11 protein-coding genes and 1 pseudogene are annotated in these 18,649 nt (G+C 70.1%); 6 read left to right on the top strand and 6 right to left on the bottom strand.

Annotated elements, in window-relative coordinates; all coding sequences use genetic code 11:
- The first annotated feature begins 4 nt into the window (after positions 1-4).
- Genes ilvD through IPN47_12235 form a run of 3 tightly spaced genes read left to right on the top strand, consistent with a single transcriptional unit; the run spans position 5 to position 4,305 of the window.
- Entirely contained in the window at positions 5-1,678 is a 1,674-nt protein-coding gene (ilvD, locus tag IPN47_12245) for a dihydroxy-acid dehydratase (protein ID MBK9408796.1), read from the top strand.
- Positions 1,671-2,573 (top strand): NAD(P)-dependent oxidoreductase, encoded by a 903-nt coding sequence (locus tag IPN47_12240; GenBank protein MBK9408795.1) that lies wholly within the window; start codon positions 1,671-1,673, stop codon positions 2,571-2,573. Before ilvD ends, IPN47_12240 begins: the two co-directional genes overlap by 8 nt.
- Positions 2,574-2,631: 58 nt before the next feature.
- Positions 2,632-4,305: a D-aminoacylase gene (locus IPN47_12235; protein ID MBK9408794.1), complete on the top strand. Its 1,674-nt coding sequence runs from the start codon at positions 2,632-2,634 to the stop codon at positions 4,303-4,305.
- Positions 4,306-4,314: 9 nt separating this feature from the next.
- Here the strand turns inward: IPN47_12235 and IPN47_12230 are convergent, their stop codons facing one another.
- A complete protein-coding gene (locus IPN47_12230) occupies positions 4,315-5,061 on the bottom strand; it encodes an enoyl-CoA hydratase (protein MBK9408793.1) in 747 nt (248 codons plus the stop codon).
- Between the two features lie 144 nt (positions 5,062-5,205).
- Between IPN47_12230 and IPN47_12225 the strand changes: the two genes are divergently transcribed.
- A complete protein-coding gene (locus IPN47_12225) occupies positions 5,206-7,899 on the top strand; it encodes a PIG-L family deacetylase (GenBank protein ID MBK9408792.1) in 2,694 nt (897 codons plus the stop codon).
- Positions 7,900-7,971: 72 nt separating this feature from the next.
- Here the strand turns inward: IPN47_12225 and IPN47_12220 are convergent, their stop codons facing one another.
- Positions 7,972-10,107 carry a S9 family peptidase gene (locus tag IPN47_12220; GenBank protein ID MBK9408791.1) on the bottom strand — a complete coding sequence of 712 codons (2,136 nt, stop codon included), beginning with the start codon at positions 10,105-10,107 and terminating at the stop codon, positions 7,972-7,974.
- A gap of 198 nt (positions 10,108-10,305) precedes the next feature.
- Between IPN47_12220 and IPN47_12215 the strand changes: the two genes are divergently transcribed.
- Complete coding sequence (locus IPN47_12215) at positions 10,306-11,874, top strand: M20/M25/M40 family metallo-hydrolase (protein MBK9408790.1); 1,569 nt, start codon at positions 10,306-10,308, stop codon at positions 11,872-11,874.
- A 69-nt stretch (positions 11,875-11,943) separates the two neighbouring features.
- Here IPN47_12215 and IPN47_12210 read toward each other — a convergent pair.
- Positions 11,944-12,965: pseudogene (locus IPN47_12210) on the bottom strand (NADP-dependent oxidoreductase).
- Positions 12,966-13,123: 158 nt separating this feature from the next.
- Between IPN47_12210 and IPN47_12205 the strand changes: the two are divergent.
- Positions 13,124-14,479, top strand: coding sequence for a hypothetical protein (locus tag IPN47_12205; GenBank protein ID MBK9408789.1), 1,356 nt, complete (start codon positions 13,124-13,126; stop codon positions 14,477-14,479).
- 43 nt (positions 14,480-14,522) lie between these two features.
- Here the strand turns inward: IPN47_12205 and IPN47_12200 are convergent, their stop codons facing one another.
- Genes IPN47_12200 through IPN47_12190 form a run of 3 tightly spaced genes read right to left on the bottom strand, consistent with a single transcriptional unit; the run spans position 14,523 to position 18,647 of the window.
- The gene (locus tag IPN47_12200) at positions 14,523-14,660 is read right to left on the bottom strand and encodes a hypothetical protein (GenBank protein ID MBK9408788.1); all 138 of its coding nucleotides are present in this window, start codon (positions 14,658-14,660) and stop codon (positions 14,523-14,525) included.
- A gap of 19 nt (positions 14,661-14,679) precedes the next feature.
- A complete protein-coding gene (locus IPN47_12195; GenBank protein MBK9408787.1) occupies positions 14,680-17,061 on the bottom strand; it encodes a transketolase in 2,382 nt (793 codons plus the stop codon).
- Positions 17,061-18,647: a serine hydrolase gene (locus tag IPN47_12190; protein MBK9408786.1), complete on the bottom strand. Its 1,587-nt coding sequence runs from the start codon at positions 18,645-18,647 to the stop codon at positions 17,061-17,063. Before IPN47_12190 ends, IPN47_12195 begins: the two co-directional genes overlap by 1 nt.
- Between the last annotated feature and the right edge of the window lie 2 nt (positions 18,648-18,649).

Here is an 18,649-nt window from a genome sequence, read left to right as displayed (position 1 = left end):
GCCCATGACGATGAACCGGCACTCCGCTCGCCTGACCCAGGCGCGCGCGCAGGTCGCGTCGCGCGCCATGCTCTTTGCCACCGGGCTCACCGAAGACGACCTGCCCAAGGCGCAGGTCGGCATCGCCAGCATGTGGTACGATGGCAATCCCTGCAACATGCACCTGCTCGAGCTGGGGACGGCGGCGCGCGACGGGGTACAGGCGGCCGGGATGGTGGGGATGCGCTTCAACACCATCGGGGTGAGCGATGGCATCTCGATGGGGACGGACGGGATGAGCTACTCGCTTCCGTCGCGCGACCTCATCGCCGACTCGATCGAGACGGTGATGGGGGCCCAGTGGTACGACGGGCTCATCGCCGTCCCCGGCTGTGACAAGAACATGCCGGGCGCCCTCATGGCCATGGCGCGCCTGGACCGTCCGGCGCTCATGATCTTCGGCGGGACGATCCGCCCGGGGCACCACGACGGCGAGACGCTGGACATCGTCTCGGTCTTCCAAAGCTATGGCGAGTTCGTCGCCGGGCGGCGCAGCGAGGCCTCGATGAACGCGGTAGTGCGCCATGCCTGCCCGGGCGCGGGCGCCTGCGGCGGGATGTACACGGCCAACACGATGGCGTCGGCGGCGGAGGCGTTAGGCATGACGCTGCCCTACAGTTCGTCCACGCCGGCCACCGACCCGCGCAAGCGTGAGGAATGCGTGCGCGCGGGGGCGGCCATGCGCGTGCTCCTCGAGCGGGGCATCACGCCGCGCCAGGTGATGACGCGCGCGGCGTTCGAGAACGCGATCACCGTGGTCATGGCGCTGGGCGGGTCGACGAATGCCGTCTTGCATCTGCTGGCCGTTGCGCGCTCCGCTGGCGTCCTTCTCACCATCGACGACTTCCAGGCCATCAGCGCCCGCGTCCCGTACATCGCCGACCTCAAGCCGAGCGGGCGGTACGTGATGGAGGACCTCGATCGGGTGGGGGGGACGCCCGCGGTGATGAAGTACCTCCTCGCCCAAGGGCTGCTGCACGGCGACTGCCTCACGGTGACCGGGAAGACGGTGGCCGAGAACCTGGCCGAGGTGCCGGGGCTCGCCGAGGGGCAGGACGTGATCCGTCCGCTGGGAGCGCCGTTCAAGGCGACCGGCCACCTGGAGATCCTGCGCGGCAATCTTGCGCCTGACGGTGCCGTCGCGAAGATCACGGGCAAGGAAGGGATGCGCTTCTCCGGCCCGGCGCGCGTCTTCGAGCAGGAGGAGGCGGCGCTCGCCGCGCTCGAGCAGCGCCAGGTGCAACCCGGCGACGTGGTGGTGATTCGCTACGAGGGGCCGCGCGGTGGCCCCGGGATGCCGGAGATGCTGACGATTACCGGCGCGATCATGGGAGCGGGCCTCGGTGCGAGCGTGGCCCTGATCACCGACGGGCGATTCAGCGGCGGGACGCATGGCTTCGTGGTGGGACACGTGACGCCGGAGGCGCAGGATGGCGGGGCGCTGGCGCTGGTGCGCGATGGCGATCGCATCACCATCGACGCCACGGCACGCACGCTCACCGTCGACGTGAGCGACGCCGAGCTGGCCGCGCGTCGCGCGGCGTGGATCGCGCCACCGCTGCGTGCCACGCAGGGCGTGCTGCTCAAGTACATCCGATCGGTGAGCAACGCCTCACTCGGCTGCGTGACCGATGGCTGACGACGCGCTTCCCATCGTCGGGGTGGTGGGCGTGGGGAAGATGGGTGGGCCCATGGTCCGGCGCCTCCTGGCGGCAGGGCATCGGGTCCTGGTCTTCAATCGGACCGAGGCGCGCCTGGCACCGTACCTGTCGTCGGGGGCCGTGGCCACGCGCTCCGTGGGGGCACTCGCCGCTGCGGCCGACGTGGTCATCACCTGCGTCGACACGGTGGCTGCGTCGGAGCGGCTCTACCTGGACGCCGACGGCATCGTGGACCATGCCCGCACGGATGCCCTCCTCATCGAGCACGGGACCATCACCCCGGCGCTCGCGCGGCGGGTGGCCGAACGGTCGGCGCAGCGCGGGGTGCACTTCGTCGACGCGCCGGTGAGTGGCGGTCCCGAAGGGGCAGAGCAGGGGACGCTGGCCATCATGGCCGGTGGCAGTGCGGTGGCGTTCGAGCGGGCGCGGGCGGTGGTGCAGGCCTACGGACGCACCATCGTGCACATGGGGCCACCCGGGGCCGGGACGCACGCCAAGCTCGTGAACCAGCTGCTCACCTTCGTGCACGGGGCGGCGGCCGCGGAGGCGATTGCTCTGGCGCAGCGCGTGGGGCTCGACCTCGAGGCGCTGGCGGAGGTGCTGCGCGCCGGCTTCGGGCAGTCGCGCATGCTCGACCGCACGCTCGCGCGGGTGCAGGGCGGCCAGTATGATGCAGGCGCCGCGCTGGTGCTCTACGAGAAGGACCTGGGCATCGTCGCGGGCGTCGGTGTCGAACAGGGATTGCAGCTGCCGGTGACCGAGGCGGCGCGCGCGGTCCTGGCGGCGGCGATGGACGAGGGGCTGGGGGCGCGCGATATCGCCGCGCTCCGGCTGCGATATCCGGACGGTGACTCCCCCGGCGGGAGCGCCTGACTTTCACCCAGGGGGAGCGAGCATGCACGGCGTCCAGGTTCGGCAGTTGCAACGATTGATGCATGTCCTGGCGACCGTGGCGGTCGCGCTTCCCGTCCTTGCGTCGCCCGCAGCCGCGCAGCCCCGGCAACGCCCGGCCGCCCCCTCGGCGACGGTGCCTCCCTACGACGTCGTGATCCACGGCGGGCGCATCGTCGATGGGACGGGGGCGCCGTGGTACGCCGGAGACATCGCCATCGCCAACGGGCGCATCGCCGCCATCGGGCGTTTCAGCCCCACACAGGGAAAGCGGGCGATCGATGCCACTGGGCACATCGTCGCCCCCGGCTTCATCGACATGATGGGACAGACGGCCACGCCGTTTCTCGCCAATCCCAACAGCGCCTTCAACCTGCTGTCACAGGGGATCACGACCATCAACGCCGGCGAGGGGGTGTCGAGCGCCCCGCTCGAAGGCGAGCAGGCGACGCGCGCCGGCTGGTCGACGATGCGCCAGCTCTTCGCCAAGCTCGACTCGGCGGGGATGCCGATGAACGCGGTGCAGACCGTGGGGCACACGCAGCTGCGGCGCCTGGTCATCGGCGACAAGGACCGACAGGCCACCCCCGAAGAGCTCGAGCGCATGCGCGGCTACGTGCGCGAGGCGATGGAGGCCGGGGCCATCGGAGTCTCGACCTCGCTCATCTATCCGCCGGCCATCTACGGCTCGGAGTCGGAGATTGCCGAGCTCACCAAGGTCGCGGGGACCTACGGCGGTTCGTACTTCACGCACATGCGCAACGAAGGGGACCGCCTGCTCGAGGCGATCGACGAGGCGTTGCGCATCGGGGCCGCCGCGGGGACACCGGTCCACATCTTCCACCTCAAGACCGCCGGGCAGGGGAACTGGGGGAAGATGGATCTCGCGATTGCCCGCATCAGGGCGGCGCGCGCGTCGGGGCAACAGGTGGGGGTCGATATCTATCCCTACATCAACAACGGGCTGGGGATTCGTGCCCTGTTGCACCCACGGCACGCCGCCGATGGGCAGGCCGAGCTGCTGCGAAAGCTCGGCGATCCCGCGGTGCGCACCGAGATGCGCCGCGAGATGGAAACGTTAGGCGGCTGGGAGAACTGGTACGCGCACGCCGGGAAGAACTGGGACCGCGTGATCGTCTCCGGCCTGGCGGAGCCGTATGCGCAGTACTCGGGGATGAGCGTGGGCGACATCGCCCGGAAGGTGGGGAAGGAGGCGTGGGACCTCTTCTTCGAGATCGCCCCCACGTCGGCCTCCGCCATGCCGCAGTCGATGTCGGACGCCAACAAGATCAAGGCGATGCGTGAGGAGTTCACCTCGTTCGACACCGACGCCGGCCCCATGATGCCCGAGGAGAAGGAAGGGCACCCGCGCGGGTACGGATCGTTTCCTCGCCTGCTCGCGCGCTATGTGCGCGAGTTGGGGGTGCTGTCGCTCGAGGGGATGGTGCATCGCATGAGCGCCGTGGCGGCCAACGAGATTCGCGCCTACGATCGCGGGCGCCTGGCCCCGGGGCTCGCCGCCGACATCGTGGTCTTCGACGCCGCGACCATTCGCGATCGCTCGACGTTTGCCGAGCCGACGCTCCCTTCGGAGGGGATGCGATACGTCCTCGTGAATGGCGGGGTGGTGCTCGAGGACGGGAAGTACACGGGGGCCAGGCCCGGGCGCGTGATCCGCGGGCCGGGCTACAAGCCGGCCCCGGCCGCTCGTTAGGTCGCCGCCCTATCGCTTCTCGAGGAAGGCGCGGAAGATCGACCGCGCCTCGTCGGACTGGAGGAGTCGCTCGAAGTGTGGGTACTCCTCCTCGATGGCCTCGCGCACGGAGCGCCCCATCGGGCGCTTGAGCAGCGCCTTGGTCGTGGCCAGCGCATCCGGCGGCTGCTTGGCCAATCGTTCGGCGAGCGACGTCGAGACGTCGAGCAAGGTGTCGGCGGCCACGACGTGATTGACGATGCCGGCGCGCTGCGCCGTGTGCGCGTCGAAGTAGTCGCCGAGCAGCATGAGTTCCGCCGCCAGGCGGTGACCGGCCATCTGCGGCAGCAGCATGCTCGACCCGGCCTCCGGGCAGAGCCCGAGGTTGACGAACGGCAGCTGGAAACGCGTTTCCTCGGCGGCCAGCACGAGGTCGCAGTGCATCAGCATCGTCGTGCCGATCCCGATGGCCAGCCCGCCCACCGCTGCTACGATCGGCTTGGGGAACGACGAGATCGCGACCAGGAAACGATGGCCCTGCGCCTCCGCGCGCGCCGTTCCCGTGAGGAAGTCGCCGACGTCGTTGCCCGCGGTGAAGAGGTCGGCCTGCCCCCGCAGCAACACGGCGCGCACCTCGGCGTCGCGCGCGGCCTCGTCGAGCGCGTCGCTCATCCCCCGGTACATCGCCGTGGTGATCGCGTTCTTCTTCTCACGGCGCGACAGCTCGATGGTGACAACGCCGTTGGCCGTGGCGGTGAGGATGTGCGGAGTGGTCACGGGGTACTCGAGGGTGGAGGACGGGGAGAAGATACGCGGGCTGGATGCGTTTGCGGGGGGGCGGTAGCTTCGCGCATGCCATTCGCCCCCGAAGGCGTTACCTCCCGAGTACGCACGGCGCCCCAAGGCGTCCTAACGCGCGGAGTGGGGCACGCTGTGTGGCTCGCGCACCTGACCGCGTGGAAGACCGCGCTGCAGACCGCGTCGAAGCTCGTGCTGAAGGCCGCGTGGATGGCGGCGATCGCCGCGACGCCGACCGAGCTTACGGCGCAGCGTCCTGCGGTCCTGCAGCTCGACCCGTCCGATGTCTTTGGTGGCGCGCTGCCGGCCGATCGTGGTGCCGCCGGGCTACGCCAGCGGCTCCTGGAGCTGAGCACCCTGGCCAGTGTGATGCAGGTAACCGCGCACCCTGACGACGAACAGGCGGGGCTGCTCACGTACCTCTCGCGCGGGACCGGTGCGCGTACGGCGCTGCTCACGCTCAATCGCGGTGAGGCCGGTGCCAACGCCGCGGGGAGTGAGCTCTTCGATGCGCTGGGGCTCGTCCGCACGGAGGAGCTGCTCCTTGCCGATCGCTACTACGGTCTCGACGACCAGTACTTCACGTCGGCGGTCGACTACGGCTTCTCGAAGACGATGGCCGAGGCGGCGCGGAGTTGGGACACCACCGCGGTGCTGCGCGACATGGTGCGGGTGATTCGCCAGAACCGGCCGCTGGTCGTGGTCGGGCGGTGGTTCGGCGGCAGTCGCGATGGTCATGGGCATCACCAGCTGGCCGGTGTGCTCGCCCCGCTTGCCGTGGCAGCGGCGGCCGATCCGGCGCGCTTCCCCGAACAGCTGTCGAAGGAAGGGCTGCGCCCCTGGCGCGTGCGCCGCCTCTTTCGCGCCAACGTGCGGGCGGGAGAGCCGGCGGGGGTGGTGGTCGATGCGGGGCGGTACGATCCGTGGCTGGGGGAGTCGTACCAGTCGTTAGGTGCCGACGGGTACGCGCGCCAACGGTCGCAGACCGCGGGGCGGCGGAGCCTGGCGACCGGCGCGGCACCGCAACGCTTGCAGCAACTCGCCGGCGATCCCGCCCCGGCAGGCGACGACATGTTCGCCGGCATGGACGTGTCGCTCGCATCGCTCTTTGCGATGGCCGGCGAGCGAGCACCCACCGGCGCACCCGAACTGCTCCGCCAGGCCGAGGATGCCGCACGGCAGGCGTTGGGCAGCTGGCGGCCCGATGCGCCATGGACCGTGGTACCGGTGCTCGTCGCAGGACTCCGCACTGTGCGAGCAGCACAAGGGATGACGCCCGGCACGGCGCCTCACGCGACGCAGCTCCTCGACCTCAAGCGGCGCCAGTTCGAACGGGCAATCGCCGCGGCGCTCGCGTTGCAGGTGACGGCGCTCGCCGGACCGGCCAGTGGCGATGGCCGACCGGTCGTCCCGGGCGAGACGGTCGGCGTGCAGCTCGAGGTCTCGCGAGGCGCGCCGGAGCCGGTCGTGCTCGAACGGGTGGAACTGCTGACCCCCGAGGGGTGGGTACGGCCGGCGCCGATCGTGCCGGCCCAGCTGCTGCGCGCCGATACGTCGTGGAGATCGACGCTCGACCTCACCGTGCCGCCCTCGGCCGAGCCGAGCCGCCCCCCCGTCGTGCGCGACCTCATCTCGGAGCAGCACTATCGGTGGCGCGACGGGAGCCCGGATCATTCGCCGCGTGGCGCCGATCCGGTGCGCGTGCGGGCCACCGTGCGCGTGGCGGGCGAGCTGATCACCATCGAGCGCGTCGTGCGATATCGGCGCTCGCGCGAGCCCGAGGGGGTCACGTATCCGCGGCTGGTGGTCGTGCCACCTGTATCGTTGCGCGCGCTGCCGGCAGTGCGCGTGGTGACCGTCAACGGCGAGGCCCGGGAGCAGGTCAGCGTGGAGGTCACCGGGTACAGCCTAACGCCGGTCGAGGCGGCGGTCACGCTGACGTCGTCCGCCGGCGCGCGCGTCACCTCGCCCAGCATCGTTCGCGTGGGTATGGGAGAGCGGCAGTCGGTCACCTTCGACGTGACGCTCCCCGCGGGGCGCGACTCGCTGACGCTTACGGCGTCCGCGCGCGTGCACGACCGCGATTGGCGTGATGCCGTCACGGTGAGCGAGCATCGGGAACTCGAACCGGTACGCCTCTACGCCTCGCCCACGGTGCAACTGCGGCGCGTGCCGGTGACGCTCGCCGCCGGGCTCAGGGTGGGCTACATCATGGGCGTGGGCGACCTGGTCCCCGAGGCCATCGCGCAGCTCGGTGCTGCAGTGACCCTGCTCGATGCCACAACCGTTGCGGCTGGCGACTTCGGGACGTTCGACGCGGTGGTCATCGGGACGCGGGCATATGCGGTGCGCCCGGAACTGGCGGCGGCCACGCCCGCACTGGTCGCGTACGCGAAGCAGGGAGGCAACGTCGTCATCCTGTACCAGACGCAGGAGTTCCGCCCCGAGACGATGGCCCCGTTTCCCGCCGCACTCCCGAACGACGCCGAGGAGACGACCGAGGAGGACGCGCCGGTTCGCGTGCTCGCGCCCGAACACCCGCTGCTGACCTCGCCCAACCGCATCACGCCGCGCGATTTCGACGGTTGGATCGAACAGCGGGGGTCGAAGTTCCTCACGCAGCTCGCGCCGGAGTACACCCCGTTGGTGGAGATGCACGATACGGGGCAGGCGGCGCAGTCCGGCGTGTGGGTGACGGCGCGCGTGGGGGCCGGGCAGTGGAGCTACGTGGCGCTGGCGCTGCACCGGCAGCTGCCGTACGGTGTGCCGGGGGCGTATCGCATCCTGGCGAATCTGCTGGCGCGCCGGGTGCCATAGCGCGCCGCGCACGATAGCGCGCCGTGCAACACGGGCGCTCGGGGGATGGTCTCGGTCTCGTGTCCGCTTCACCTAACGACGCGCAGACTCCGGCTTCAGGTACCGCCCCAGGAACTCCACCGTCGCCGTCCATACGCGCAACGCGTTGGCGTGCCGCATCCAGTGGTGCGTGTCGTCGGGGATGATCAATTCCTCGTAGGGCACGCCACGGACCTCGAGTCGCCTGACGAGGTCGATCGTGTGATAGAAGCGCGTGTTCCGGTCGTCGTCGCCGTGGATGAAGAGCACCGGCGAGCGCCAGCCATCGACGTATGCAACGGGCGAGGCATTGAACGCGACGTCGGCCGCGCGCGAGCGGTCGCCCTTTTCATAGTCCCACGCCAACCCGCCAATGCGCGAGGCGTTGTCGGCGGTCCAGTCGGAGGGGCCATGGATGTCGACCCCGACGGCGAAGAGGTCGGAGTCCTTGCCCAGCGCCATGGCGGTGAGGAAGCCCCCGTACGAACCGCCGTAGATCCCGATGCGGCGCCCGTCCACCTGTGGGAGCGTGCGCAGGTACTCCCCCGCCGCCTTGATGTCCTGGTACTCCGACGCCCCGCGCGACCAGCCGTCGACGATGCGATGGAAGTCGAAGCCGTACCCGAGTCCCAGCCGGAAGTTCACCGACAGGACGACATACCCTAACGACGCCAGGTACTGGTTGAGCGCGTAGGTGCCGGCGTAGTAGTCCATGTAGTGCCAGCCCAGCAGCATCTGGCGCTCCGGGCCGCCGTGGGCGAAGACCACCGCCGGCTTCCGCGAGGGGCCGCCGGGGCGCTCGAAGAGCTGTGCACGGATCACCAGTCCGTCAGGCGCACGAAAGGAGACGGGGCGTGGGACGACCAGCTGGTCGCGCGGGAAGGTGGCAGGAAGGCGCGACGCCGCGATGCTGCGCGAAGGACCTCCGCCGGCCGGCATCACCATCGGCATCGCCGGCTGCAACGCGGTGGCGCCGAGGAAGGCGATCGTCGCCCCATCCGAGGTCACGACCGGGGAGAACTCGAGCCCGGTGCCCGGCGTGAGCACGCGCGCATCGCTCCGCTCCACCGAGACGCGCCCCAGGTGGCGGCGGTCGATGTCGTCGCCGCCCGTTCCCGCATTGGCCGAGTAGACGAGGAACCGTCCGTCGGGGCTCGGGCGCACCGTCTCGACCATGTAGTCGCCCGGTGTGAGGAGTAGCGGGGCGCCTCCTGCGTCGCTCACCGAGTACAGGTGCGGCCATCCGTCTTCGTACGACAGGTAGGCAATGCGCCCACCGGCACCGTACATGAGGTTCGCCCCAAAGCTCCGCGGATAGCCGCCCCGCACGGTGTTGGGGCTCTTCCAGACGACTCGGCCGGCCCCCGTTTCCACGTCGGCGACCACGATCTTCCACGGCTGCAACGGAAACGTGAGGATTGAATCGGGGGGACCGCCCAGGCCCGGGCGCCGGACGAAGGCGATGCGCTTCCCGTCGGGCGACCAGCGCGGCATGAGATCGCGGCTCGTGGTGGGGGCGAGCCACTGAATCGCCGTGCTGTCGTTCTCGTAGACGCCGATGAATGCGTGATCGCCGCGGTCGGCGACAAAGGCGAGCTTGCGGCCGTCGGGCGACCAGGCCGGCTCGCGCAGCTCGCCGCGCGCGGCGAACAGCCGGCGTGGCGCGGCGGAACCGTCGAGCGGGGCGACCCAGATCTGCCGGTCGCGCACGTACGCCACCACGTCGCCCGTCGGCGAAATCGCCGGCGTGTCGCCATCCCCGATCGCGCGCGGCGCGCTCCCGTCGAACGGCGCGATCCACACCGACACGACCGGCGCAATCGGCGACGACGTCGGGTTGACCGGGACGGTGCAGTCCCAGTTGCAGTCGTGGTCGCCGCCGCGCACGAAGACGACGTAGCGTCCGTCGGCCGAGATGCTGACGCTGGAGAGTTCCTGCCCATCGTCGCGGTCGAAGTGCGTCAGCTGGCGGGCCTCGTACGAGGGGGCCTCGCCCACCCAGATGTTGCGGCGGCCCTGCTCGTTGAAGGCCCAGGCGAGGCGGGGGGCGCGCCTGGCGGCGACCAACTCCCCGGCAAACGGGTACGAGCGCACCTGTTCCAGGGTGAACCCCTGCTGCCCCGTCGTTCGCCTCGTCTCCCCGGCAGCGACCTGGGCGCGAGACGACGACGCGGTCGCGAAGAGGAGCATGGCGATCGCGAGCGGGATGGACCGACGTGACCGTGGATCGAGACGCATGGCGGAGACACTCCCGGAGAAGGCGCGCTACTCCGGAGTACGCCCCACTTGCCCGTGCATACCAACACACCCGTTGGTACCGACGCCTTCCGCCGACGTATGTCGAGTACGGCACCTCGGTTGCCCGTGCCCAACCCCATCACGCGACCCATGGCCATGCGTCACCTCCCCGCTGCCTGCCGGCGCTTCACCCTCGCCGTGCTCGCCTGTGTCCCGTCCGTCGCGGGCGCGCAGGTGGTCCAGGAAAAGCTCGACCTCGGCGCGCTCGCGCGCATCCGCGACGAGGCCTACAACCGCTCGCAGGTCATGGAGACGGCGGGGTACCTCACCGACGTCATCGGCCCTCGCCCGCAGGGATCGCGCGCGGTGAAGCAGGCCAACCAGTGGACCGCTGAGCAGCTGACGCGTTGGGGATTGCGCAACGCGTTCGTGGAGCCGTGGGGGACGTGGGGACGTGGCTGGGAGCGCGTGCGCTACGTGGGGAACATCCTCACGCCGTACCCGCAGCCGTTGGTCGCGCAGGCCATGGCCTGGAGCGGGAGTACCGTCGGGCTCGTGAAGTCGCAGGTGGTGGCCGTCGAAGCCTCCGACTCGGCGACGCTCGTGCAGAAGTACGGCGGAAAGCTCAAGGGGAAGATCGTGCTGTGGGGGGAGCCTCCAAAGACCCAGAGCAGCTACTACTACGAGCCGTGGGACTACCTGCAGATGGAGTATCCCACGCGCACGCGCCGTTACACGCAAGCCGAGTTGGACGACCCGAAGTTGCGCCCGGACTTCCAGTGGTCACCCCAGCAGGTGCGTCTCGATCGCCGCAAGCTCGGCGATCGTTTTGAGGATGCCATGCGCGCGCTCAAGGGCGAGGGGATCGCCGCACTGCTCGCGCCGTCGCCCATCGCCTACGGCATCATTCGCGTCGCCGCCATTCCCGGGTGGCACAACATCCGCCAGCAGAAGGCGGGTGAGCCGATCCCGGCGCTGGTGGTGTCGTACGAGCAGTACGGGCAGATGTGGCGCAACGTGAAGCGCGGACTCCCCGTGGAGGTAGAGGTGGAGAGCCGCACGCGCTGGGTGAACGACGATTCGATAGGCTACAACACGCTGGCCGACCTGCCGGGGACCGACAAGGCCGACGAGTACGTGATGTTCGGGGGGCACCTCGACAGCTGGCACGCCGGGACCGGGGCCACCGACAACGCGTCGGGGATCGCCGTCGTCATGGAGGCGATGCGCATCCTCAAGGCGCTCGACCTCAAGCCGCGCCGCACCATCCGTGTCGGGATCTGGACGTCGGAAGAAGGGCGCCACCTCGGCGTCGCCGGCTGGATTGCCCGCCATCCCGAGCTGTGGCCGAAGATCTCCGTCTACCTCAACCTCGACAACGGCGCCGGGAAGTTGCGCGGACTCTGGGACCAGTCGCACCCCACCATGCGCCCCGTCTTCGAGCAGATCTTCACCCCGCTGCGCGAACTTGGCGTGCAGGCCATCCCCAAGGGGAACGTCGGCGGCAACGAGCACCAGGACTTCGACGACGTCGGGATTCCCGGCTTCACCTTCCTGCAGGACCCGCTGGAATACACCATCCGCAGCCACCACTCCAGCGCGGACACCTTCGAGCGCCTGATCCCTGATGACCTGAAGCAGGCGGCGACTGTGATGGCGTGGACGGCGTACACGCTGGCCAACCGCGACGAGCTGTTTCCGAGAAAGCCAGGCAAGTGAGCGCGCGGCGTGCAGCTGGCGACCGGCGTTCGGGACGCCCTCGGGCCCTCGCGCCGGCGCTGACCGCCCCTACGCCAGCTTCACCAGCTGCTTCCCGAAGTTCTTCCCCTTCAGCAGCCCGAAGAACGCCTCGGGGGCGGAGGCCAGCCCCTCGGCGATCGTCTCGCGGTACGTGAGGCGTTTGGTGGCGACGAGCGTGCCGAGCTCCGTGAGCGCCTCGGGCCACACCTCCATGTGCTCACTCACGATGAACCCTTCCACCTTCATCCGGTTTGTCAGGATGAGTTGTGGATAGGTCATCGGAATGGGCTCGCCGTTGTAGCCGGCGATCATTCCGCAGATGGCCACGCGCGCGAAGGCGTTGGCGCGCAGCATCACGGCGTCGAGGATCATGCCGCCCACGTTCTCGAAGTGTCCGTCGATGCCGTCGGGGCACGCCGCCTTGAGCGCCTTGGACAGCGCCCCAGGTCGCGGTGCTCCTTGTAGTCGATGCAGGCATCGAAGCCGAGGCCCTCGGTGACGTAGCGGCACTTCTCGGCCCCACCCGCGATGCCGACCGCGCGCGCGCCATGCACCTTGGCCAGTTGCCCGACCGCGCTCCCGACGGCGCCGCTCGCCGCGCTCACCACGACGGTGCTCCCGGGCTTCGGGGCGATGATCTTCATCAACCCGTACCAGGCGGTGACGCCGGGCATCCCCACCGCGCCGAGGTAGGCGGAGAGCGGGATGTGCGTCGTGTCCACCTTGCGCAGCATGGAGGGCCCGGTGGCGTCGACGACGGAGTACTCCTGCCAGCCGCCCATCCCCACCACCTGGTCGCCAGGCGCAAAGCGCGGACTGCGCGATTCCACGACCTCGCCGACGGTCCCGCCGATCATCACCGCATTGAGCGGTTGCGGCGCCGAGTAGCTCTTGGCCTCGCTCATGCGCCCGCGCATGTAGGGGTCGAGGCTCAGGAAGTGGTGCCGTACCAGCACCTGCCCGTCCGCGAGCGTGGGAACGGGAGACTCGACTAGGCGAAAGTTGTCAGCCGTGGGCTCGGCGGTCGGGCGCGAGACGAGCAGGATCTGGCGATTGATGAGTGACGACACGAGACGGGAGTGAGGCGGGGGTCCGAACCCTCGCGGTGGGCCTGCTCGAGGTGCGCGATGGAGACCGATGATACTGCGGTGCGGTGCGCCGGGGGGCCAGCGCGGGGGGCAACATGCAGTCGAGATGCGCGCGCCGCTCCCTTAGACTTCGCGGCGGTATGAACGAACCGCCTCGAATCCTCGTGGTCGCCGCCACCGCGGGCGAACTTGCGACGCCAAACGGGTGGCTGACGCTGCAGTGCGGCATCGGCCCGGTCGATGCCGCGGTCGCCACCGCGGCGGCCATCGCCCAGCATCGTCCGGCCGCCATCCTGCACGTCGGTATCGCCGGGGCGCGCCGTGACGCGGGACTCACGCCGGGGGCGCTGGTCATCGGGAGCGAGGCACGCTACTGCGACCTGGACGTCCCCGAGTCGTGGGCGCCGCGTTCCATCGCCCCCTCGCGCGAGCTGCTCGCGGCGGTGCGCCAGGTCCTCCCAGAGGCGCCGACCCTGGCTATCGGCACCAGCGCGCGCGTGGGGGGCACCACCGGGTGCGACGTGGAGGCCATGGAGGGATTCGGCGTCCTCCGCGCCGCGCAGCGCGCCGGCGTCCCCGCCATCGAGATCCGCGCCATCTCCAACGAGATCGAGGAGAGCGACCGCGCCAACTGGCACTTCGACACCGCCCTCGCCGTCATCACCGCCGTGACCCCCGCGCTCGTGGCGGCCATGCAGGGGAGCCGCGCCGTCGAGCGCGAGCTGACGTTCGGCTACTCGCCCTGCCCCAACGACACCTTTGCCTTCCATGCGCTCACGCACGGGCTCGTCGAGGCACCATTCCGCATTCGTCCCGTCCTGCTCGACATCGAGGAGCTCAACCGCCGAGCGCACGACGGCGAATTCGACCTCACCAAGCTGAGTGTGGGCGCCTTTGCGGCGGTGGGCGCGCGCTATCGCCTGCTGCGCAGCGGTGCGGCGTTAGGCAAGGGCGTGGGCCCGCTCGTCGTCGCGCGCGAGGCAACGTCGCTCGCCCAGGCGGCGCGGGGGCGGCTGGCGATCCCCGGGCGCGAGACCACGGCGTATCGCCTCCTCCGCCTCGCCGCCCCGGCGTTAGGCGAGGTGGTCGAGATGCGCTATGACCGCATCCTGCGCGCCGTGGAAACCGGCGAGGTCGACGCGGGGCTCATCATCCACGAGTCGCGCTTCACCTACCAGGAGCACGGCCTGCAGCAGGTCATCGACCTTGGCGATTGGTGGGAGCGCGAGACGTCGCTCCCGGTCCCCCTCGCCGGGATCTGTGCGCGCGCCGACCTGGATGACGAGACCGCGCGGGCCGTCGAACGCGCCATTCGCGCGTCGGTGCAGTACGCCTTCGACCACCCCGAGGCGAGCCGCGACTACGTGCGCGCGCACGCGCAGGAGATGTCGGACGCGGTCTGCGACCAGCACATCGCCCTGTACGTGAACGCCTTCTCGCTCGACGTGGGCGACGACGGGCTCGCGGCGATCAACCGGCTGGTGCGCGCCGACTGAGCGCGGCCTGACTGTAACCAGCGTGCGGCCAGCGTGCGGCCAGCTACCCGTCGCGGTGGACCTTCTGGAAGAGCGCCACGAGGTCGAGCACGAAGGGCTCCAGCGCCCCGTCCGGGTGCCAGCGCACCTCGACATCGTGGATCGTGGGCTGCGTCGCGTCGCACAGCCAGGACTCGACCACGCGGGCGAGAGCGCTGGTGCTACGGTACATCCGGGAGTGGCACGACCACCGCGGCGACCGCATCGAGGATCGCGTCGGCGTCCAGCCGGTACTCGCGATACAGGTCGGGCAGGTCCCCCGACTGGCCGAACCGCTCCACGCCTAACGGCGCCACGCGATGTCCACGGACCCCGCCCAGCCACGACAACGTCGCCGGCGGGCCATCGATGACGGTGGCCAGCCCCGCCTGCCGCGGGAGCATGCCTAACAAGCACTCGACATGGGAAAAGGTGCGGGTGCCGCGCGCGCGCGCGGCCAGCGCCGCCGTCCACTCGTGGTGCAGCCGGTCGGGGCTCGGCACCGCCAGGAGCCCGGCGTCGGGGACGTCCTCGAGGATCTGCTGGAAGGCGTCGAGCGCCTCGGGGGCGACGACGCCGGTGTACACGATCGCCACGTCGGCCTCCGGGCCGGGCGGCACCTGCCAGTACGCGCCCGCGAGCAGGTCCTGCACCTGCCGGTCGTCGAGCTGGCGCTCGGGTTGGTCGAGCGGGCGCGTGGACAGGCGCACGTACACCGCGCCGCCATCGGGCCGCTGCAGGTGGTCAAAGGCCCAGCGCATCACCTCGGCCAGTTCATCGGCGAAGGCCGGCTCGAAATACGTGAGCCCCGGCTGCGCCATCCCGATGAGCGGGGTGTGGATCGACTGGTGCGCCCCACCTTCGGGAGCGAGCGAGAGCCCCGAGGGCGTAGCCACGAGGAGGAAGCGCGCCCCCTGGTAGCAGGCGTAGTTGAGGACGTCGAGCCCGCGATTGATGAACGGGTCGTAGAGTGTCCCCACGGGAATCAACCGCTCGCCGAACAGCTCGGCCGAGAGTCCGGCGGCTGCAAGCATGGTGAACAGGTTGTGTTCGGCGATCCCCAGTTCGAGGTGCTGCCCGCTGGGCCCCTTGGCCCACTTGAGCGGCGAGGCGATGCTGGCGTCGCGGAAGGTGTCGGCTTGCGGCCGGCGGGCAAAGACGCCGCGCTGGTTCACGAAGCCCCCCAGGTTGGTCGACACCGTCACGTCGGGCGACGTGGTGACGATGGCGTCGGCCAGCGCACCGCCGGCGCGCGAGAGGTCGTTGAGGATCTTCCCAAAGGCCACCTGCGTCGACTGCTTGCCCGTGGGGACCGGGAAGTGCGCGCGATCGGGGACGGGGAGCACGGCGGCTGCGCGCGTCGGGCGTGGCGCGGCGAACGGGGTGCGGGCCAGGAACGCCTCGTAGGCCGCCGCTTCATGCGGGAGCCCGGCGAAGCGCGCCCACTCCTCGCCAGGCGCAACACCCATGCGCTGCTGGAACGCCTCCATCTGCGCGTTCGTCATCTGGCCGGAGTGGTTGTCCTTGTGCCCCTGGAAGGGGAGGCCGAATCCCTTCACCGTGTAGATGACGAACAGCTGCGGCGCCTCGCTCGTGGTGCCGCGGAAGGTGTCGAGCAGGAGCCCCAGGTCGTGCCCGGCCAGGTTCGTCATCAGTGCCGCGAGCGCGTCGTCGTCGCGCGTGGCAAGGAGCCGCACGGCGTCGGCGTCGTGCGCCAGGTCCGCGGCCAGGCGCGCGCGCCAGGCGGTCCCGCCCTGGTAGCTGAGCGCCGCATACAGATCGTTAGGCGCGGCGTCGATCCAGGCGCGCAGCGCACCGCCTCCGGGCTCGGCGAAGGCCGCTTCTTGCAGGCGCCCGTACTTGAGCGTGCGCACCTCCCACCCGCAGGCGTCGAAGATCCGCGAGAAGCGCTCCCCCATGTGGTCGGTGGTGGTCGCGTCGAGGCTCTGCCGGTTGTAGTCGACGATCCACCAGCAGTTGCGCAGGTCGTGCTTGGCCCCCTCCAGCACGGCTTCGTAGATGTTTCCTTCATCGAGCTCGGCGTCGCCCATGAGTGCCACCATGCGCCCCACATGGCCCGCGTCGAGACGCTGGTGGGCGATGAGGTAGTCCTGCACCAGCGAGGCGAACGCCGTCACGGCAACGCCGAGCCCTACCGAGCCGGTGGAGAAGTCGACGTCGTCGTGGTCCTTGGTGCGCGACGGATAGCTCTGCGCCCCGCCCAGGGCGCGGAAACGTTGCAGCTGATCCAGCGATTGCCGGCCGTAGAGGTACTGGATCGCATGAAACGCCGGCGACGCATGCGGCTTCACCGCCACGCGGTCCTGCGGGCGCAACACGCCGAAGTACAGCGCCGACAGGATGGTGGCCATCGAGGCCGACGACGCCTGGTGCCCGCCCACCTTGAGCCCGTCGCGCGATTCCCGGATGTGGTTGGCGTGGTGGATGGTCCACGCCGAGAGCCAGTGCACCTTGCGGTCGAGCGCCAGCTGCAGCGCGAGATCGGTCTCGGGTTCGCGCGCCGCGACCGGCGCGGCGGCTGTGGCGCTCACCTTCGGGGCCATCAGGGACGTCGTCGAGTGAAGAGAAGAGGGGGAACGCTGGGCTCCATCGGGATGGCGACAGCACCCACCGTTCCATCGAGGTCGGTCTGGAAGGTCACGCGAAAGCGGAAGCGGTTGTGCACCGGGTCACCCGCGGGCGGCGCGAACTTGAAGACGTCGTAGTGGAAATGTGGGAGGGGAAACTCGAACACGCCAAGGCGCAGTCGCAACTCGTCGCCCACGCGGGTCACCACGGCGTCGCCGTAGGCGGGATGCGCATAGGTGCCGACGTACGCCTCCAGCGAGTGGGAGGGAGGCGCGTTGGCGATGCGTCCCGCGTCCTCGCGCGCGCGGGCCGCCCCCTGCGCCGCCCGTGCACGTCGCGCCCGGTCGAGGAAGCGCGCGTTCCAGTTGGACGGCGACAACCCCAGCAAGCGGTCGTATACGAGCCACGGGATGAAGTCGCGCGCCGAGGTGCTGTACATGTTCGTGAGCACCACCACGCCCACCGAATCGTCGGGGAGGAAGCTCAGTTCGAGCGAGTAACCGTCCCAGTTGCCGGGATGATGCACGAGCTTGTGCCCGCGATAGTGCGTGACCAGGAAGCCCATGCCGTACGCCTCGTCGCTGAGTTCGCGAAACTCCCCCGCCTCGAGCGACATCGGACGCGTCATCGTCATCTGCGGCGTCTGCATGGCCCGCGCATCGCCCGGCGCCAGGATCTCACGCCCCTCGAAGCGTCCCCCCTGCATGTGCATCGTGAGGTATCGCGTCATGTCGTCGAGCGACGCATGCAGTCCGCCCGTGGGTGCGATGGGGTCGGTGCCGCGCATCGGCGGCACGAGTCGCACGACGCCGTCGTCATGCACTGCATAACGACGGGCCATGTTGGGCGCGGCAACGAGCGCCGCCTCCGACGCCCCCGATGACGTCATGCGCAGCGGCTCGAGGATCTCGCGCTGCACCAGCGCCTCCCACGAGGTGCCGGCCACGCGCCCGGCGAGGTAGCCCGCGGTGGTGTACATCAGGTTCTGGTACTGCCACGCCGTGCGGAAGTCGCGATTGGGCTGCAGGTAGCGCAGGCGATGCACCAGCTCCTCGCGCGACAAGGTGCCGATCCCCCACATGAGGTCGTGCCGCGCGATCCCGGTGCGCATCGTGACCAGGTCGCGCACCGTGGCCCGTTCGGTCACGACCGGGTCGTACGCCTTGAACTCGGGGACGTAGTCGCGCACCAGGCCGTCCCACTGCAGCTTTCCCTGTTTGGCCAGCACCGCCAGCGTCGAGACGGTGAACGACTTGCTGATCGAGGCGATGGCGAACTTCGTCTCGGGCGTCACCGGAAGTTGCGCGTCGACGTCGCGCAGGCCGTATCCCGCGAGATGGATGACCTTCCCCTTGGCCACGACCGCGACCGCCATGCCGGGAATGTTCCACGCCTTGCGGATCGAGTCGAGCTCGGCGTCGATGCCGCGATGCCATCCCGGAGCCTGCGCCGGCAACCGCGTGACGAACACGAGCGGTGCGACGACGGACCCGACGATCGGCACAGCGACGAGCAGCACGCGTCTCGCCGCGCGCCACCCGGCCACGAGAAGGGGATGCATGG

This window comes from Gemmatimonadota bacterium, from assembly GCA_016719105.1.
Lineage (GTDB): Bacteria > Gemmatimonadota > Gemmatimonadetes > Gemmatimonadales > Gemmatimonadaceae > SCN-70-22.
The sequence above is the reverse complement of the archived record's forward strand: the minus strand, read 5'-3'. Positions and strand labels throughout refer to the sequence as shown.

What these genes read in the sequence shown, in the direction of transcription:
- IPN47_12220 (MBK9408791.1), bottom strand. Translation starts at nt 10,107, where the DNA reads ATGCTCCTCTTCGCGACCGCGTCGTCGTCTCGCGCCCAGGTCGCTGCC.
- ilvD (MBK9408796.1), top strand. Translation starts at nt 5, where the DNA reads ATGACGATGAACCGGCACTCCGCTCGCCTGACCCAGGCGCGCGCGCAG.
- IPN47_12195 (MBK9408787.1), bottom strand. Translation starts at nt 17,061, where the DNA reads ATGGCCCCGAAGGTGAGCGCCACAGCCGCCGCGCCGGTCGCGGCGCGC.
- IPN47_12240 (MBK9408795.1), top strand. Translation starts at nt 1,671, where the DNA reads ATGGCTGACGACGCGCTTCCCATCGTCGGGGTGGTGGGCGTGGGGAAG.
- IPN47_12215 (MBK9408790.1), top strand. Translation starts at nt 10,306, where the DNA reads ATGGCCATGCGTCACCTCCCCGCTGCCTGCCGGCGCTTCACCCTCGCC.
- IPN47_12235 (MBK9408794.1), top strand. Translation starts at nt 2,632, where the DNA reads ATGCATGTCCTGGCGACCGTGGCGGTCGCGCTTCCCGTCCTTGCGTCG.
- IPN47_12190 (MBK9408786.1), bottom strand. Translation starts at nt 18,647, where the DNA reads ATGCATCCCCTTCTCGTGGCCGGGTGGCGCGCGGCGAGACGCGTGCTG.
- IPN47_12205 (MBK9408789.1), top strand. Translation starts at nt 13,124, where the DNA reads ATGAACGAACCGCCTCGAATCCTCGTGGTCGCCGCCACCGCGGGCGAA.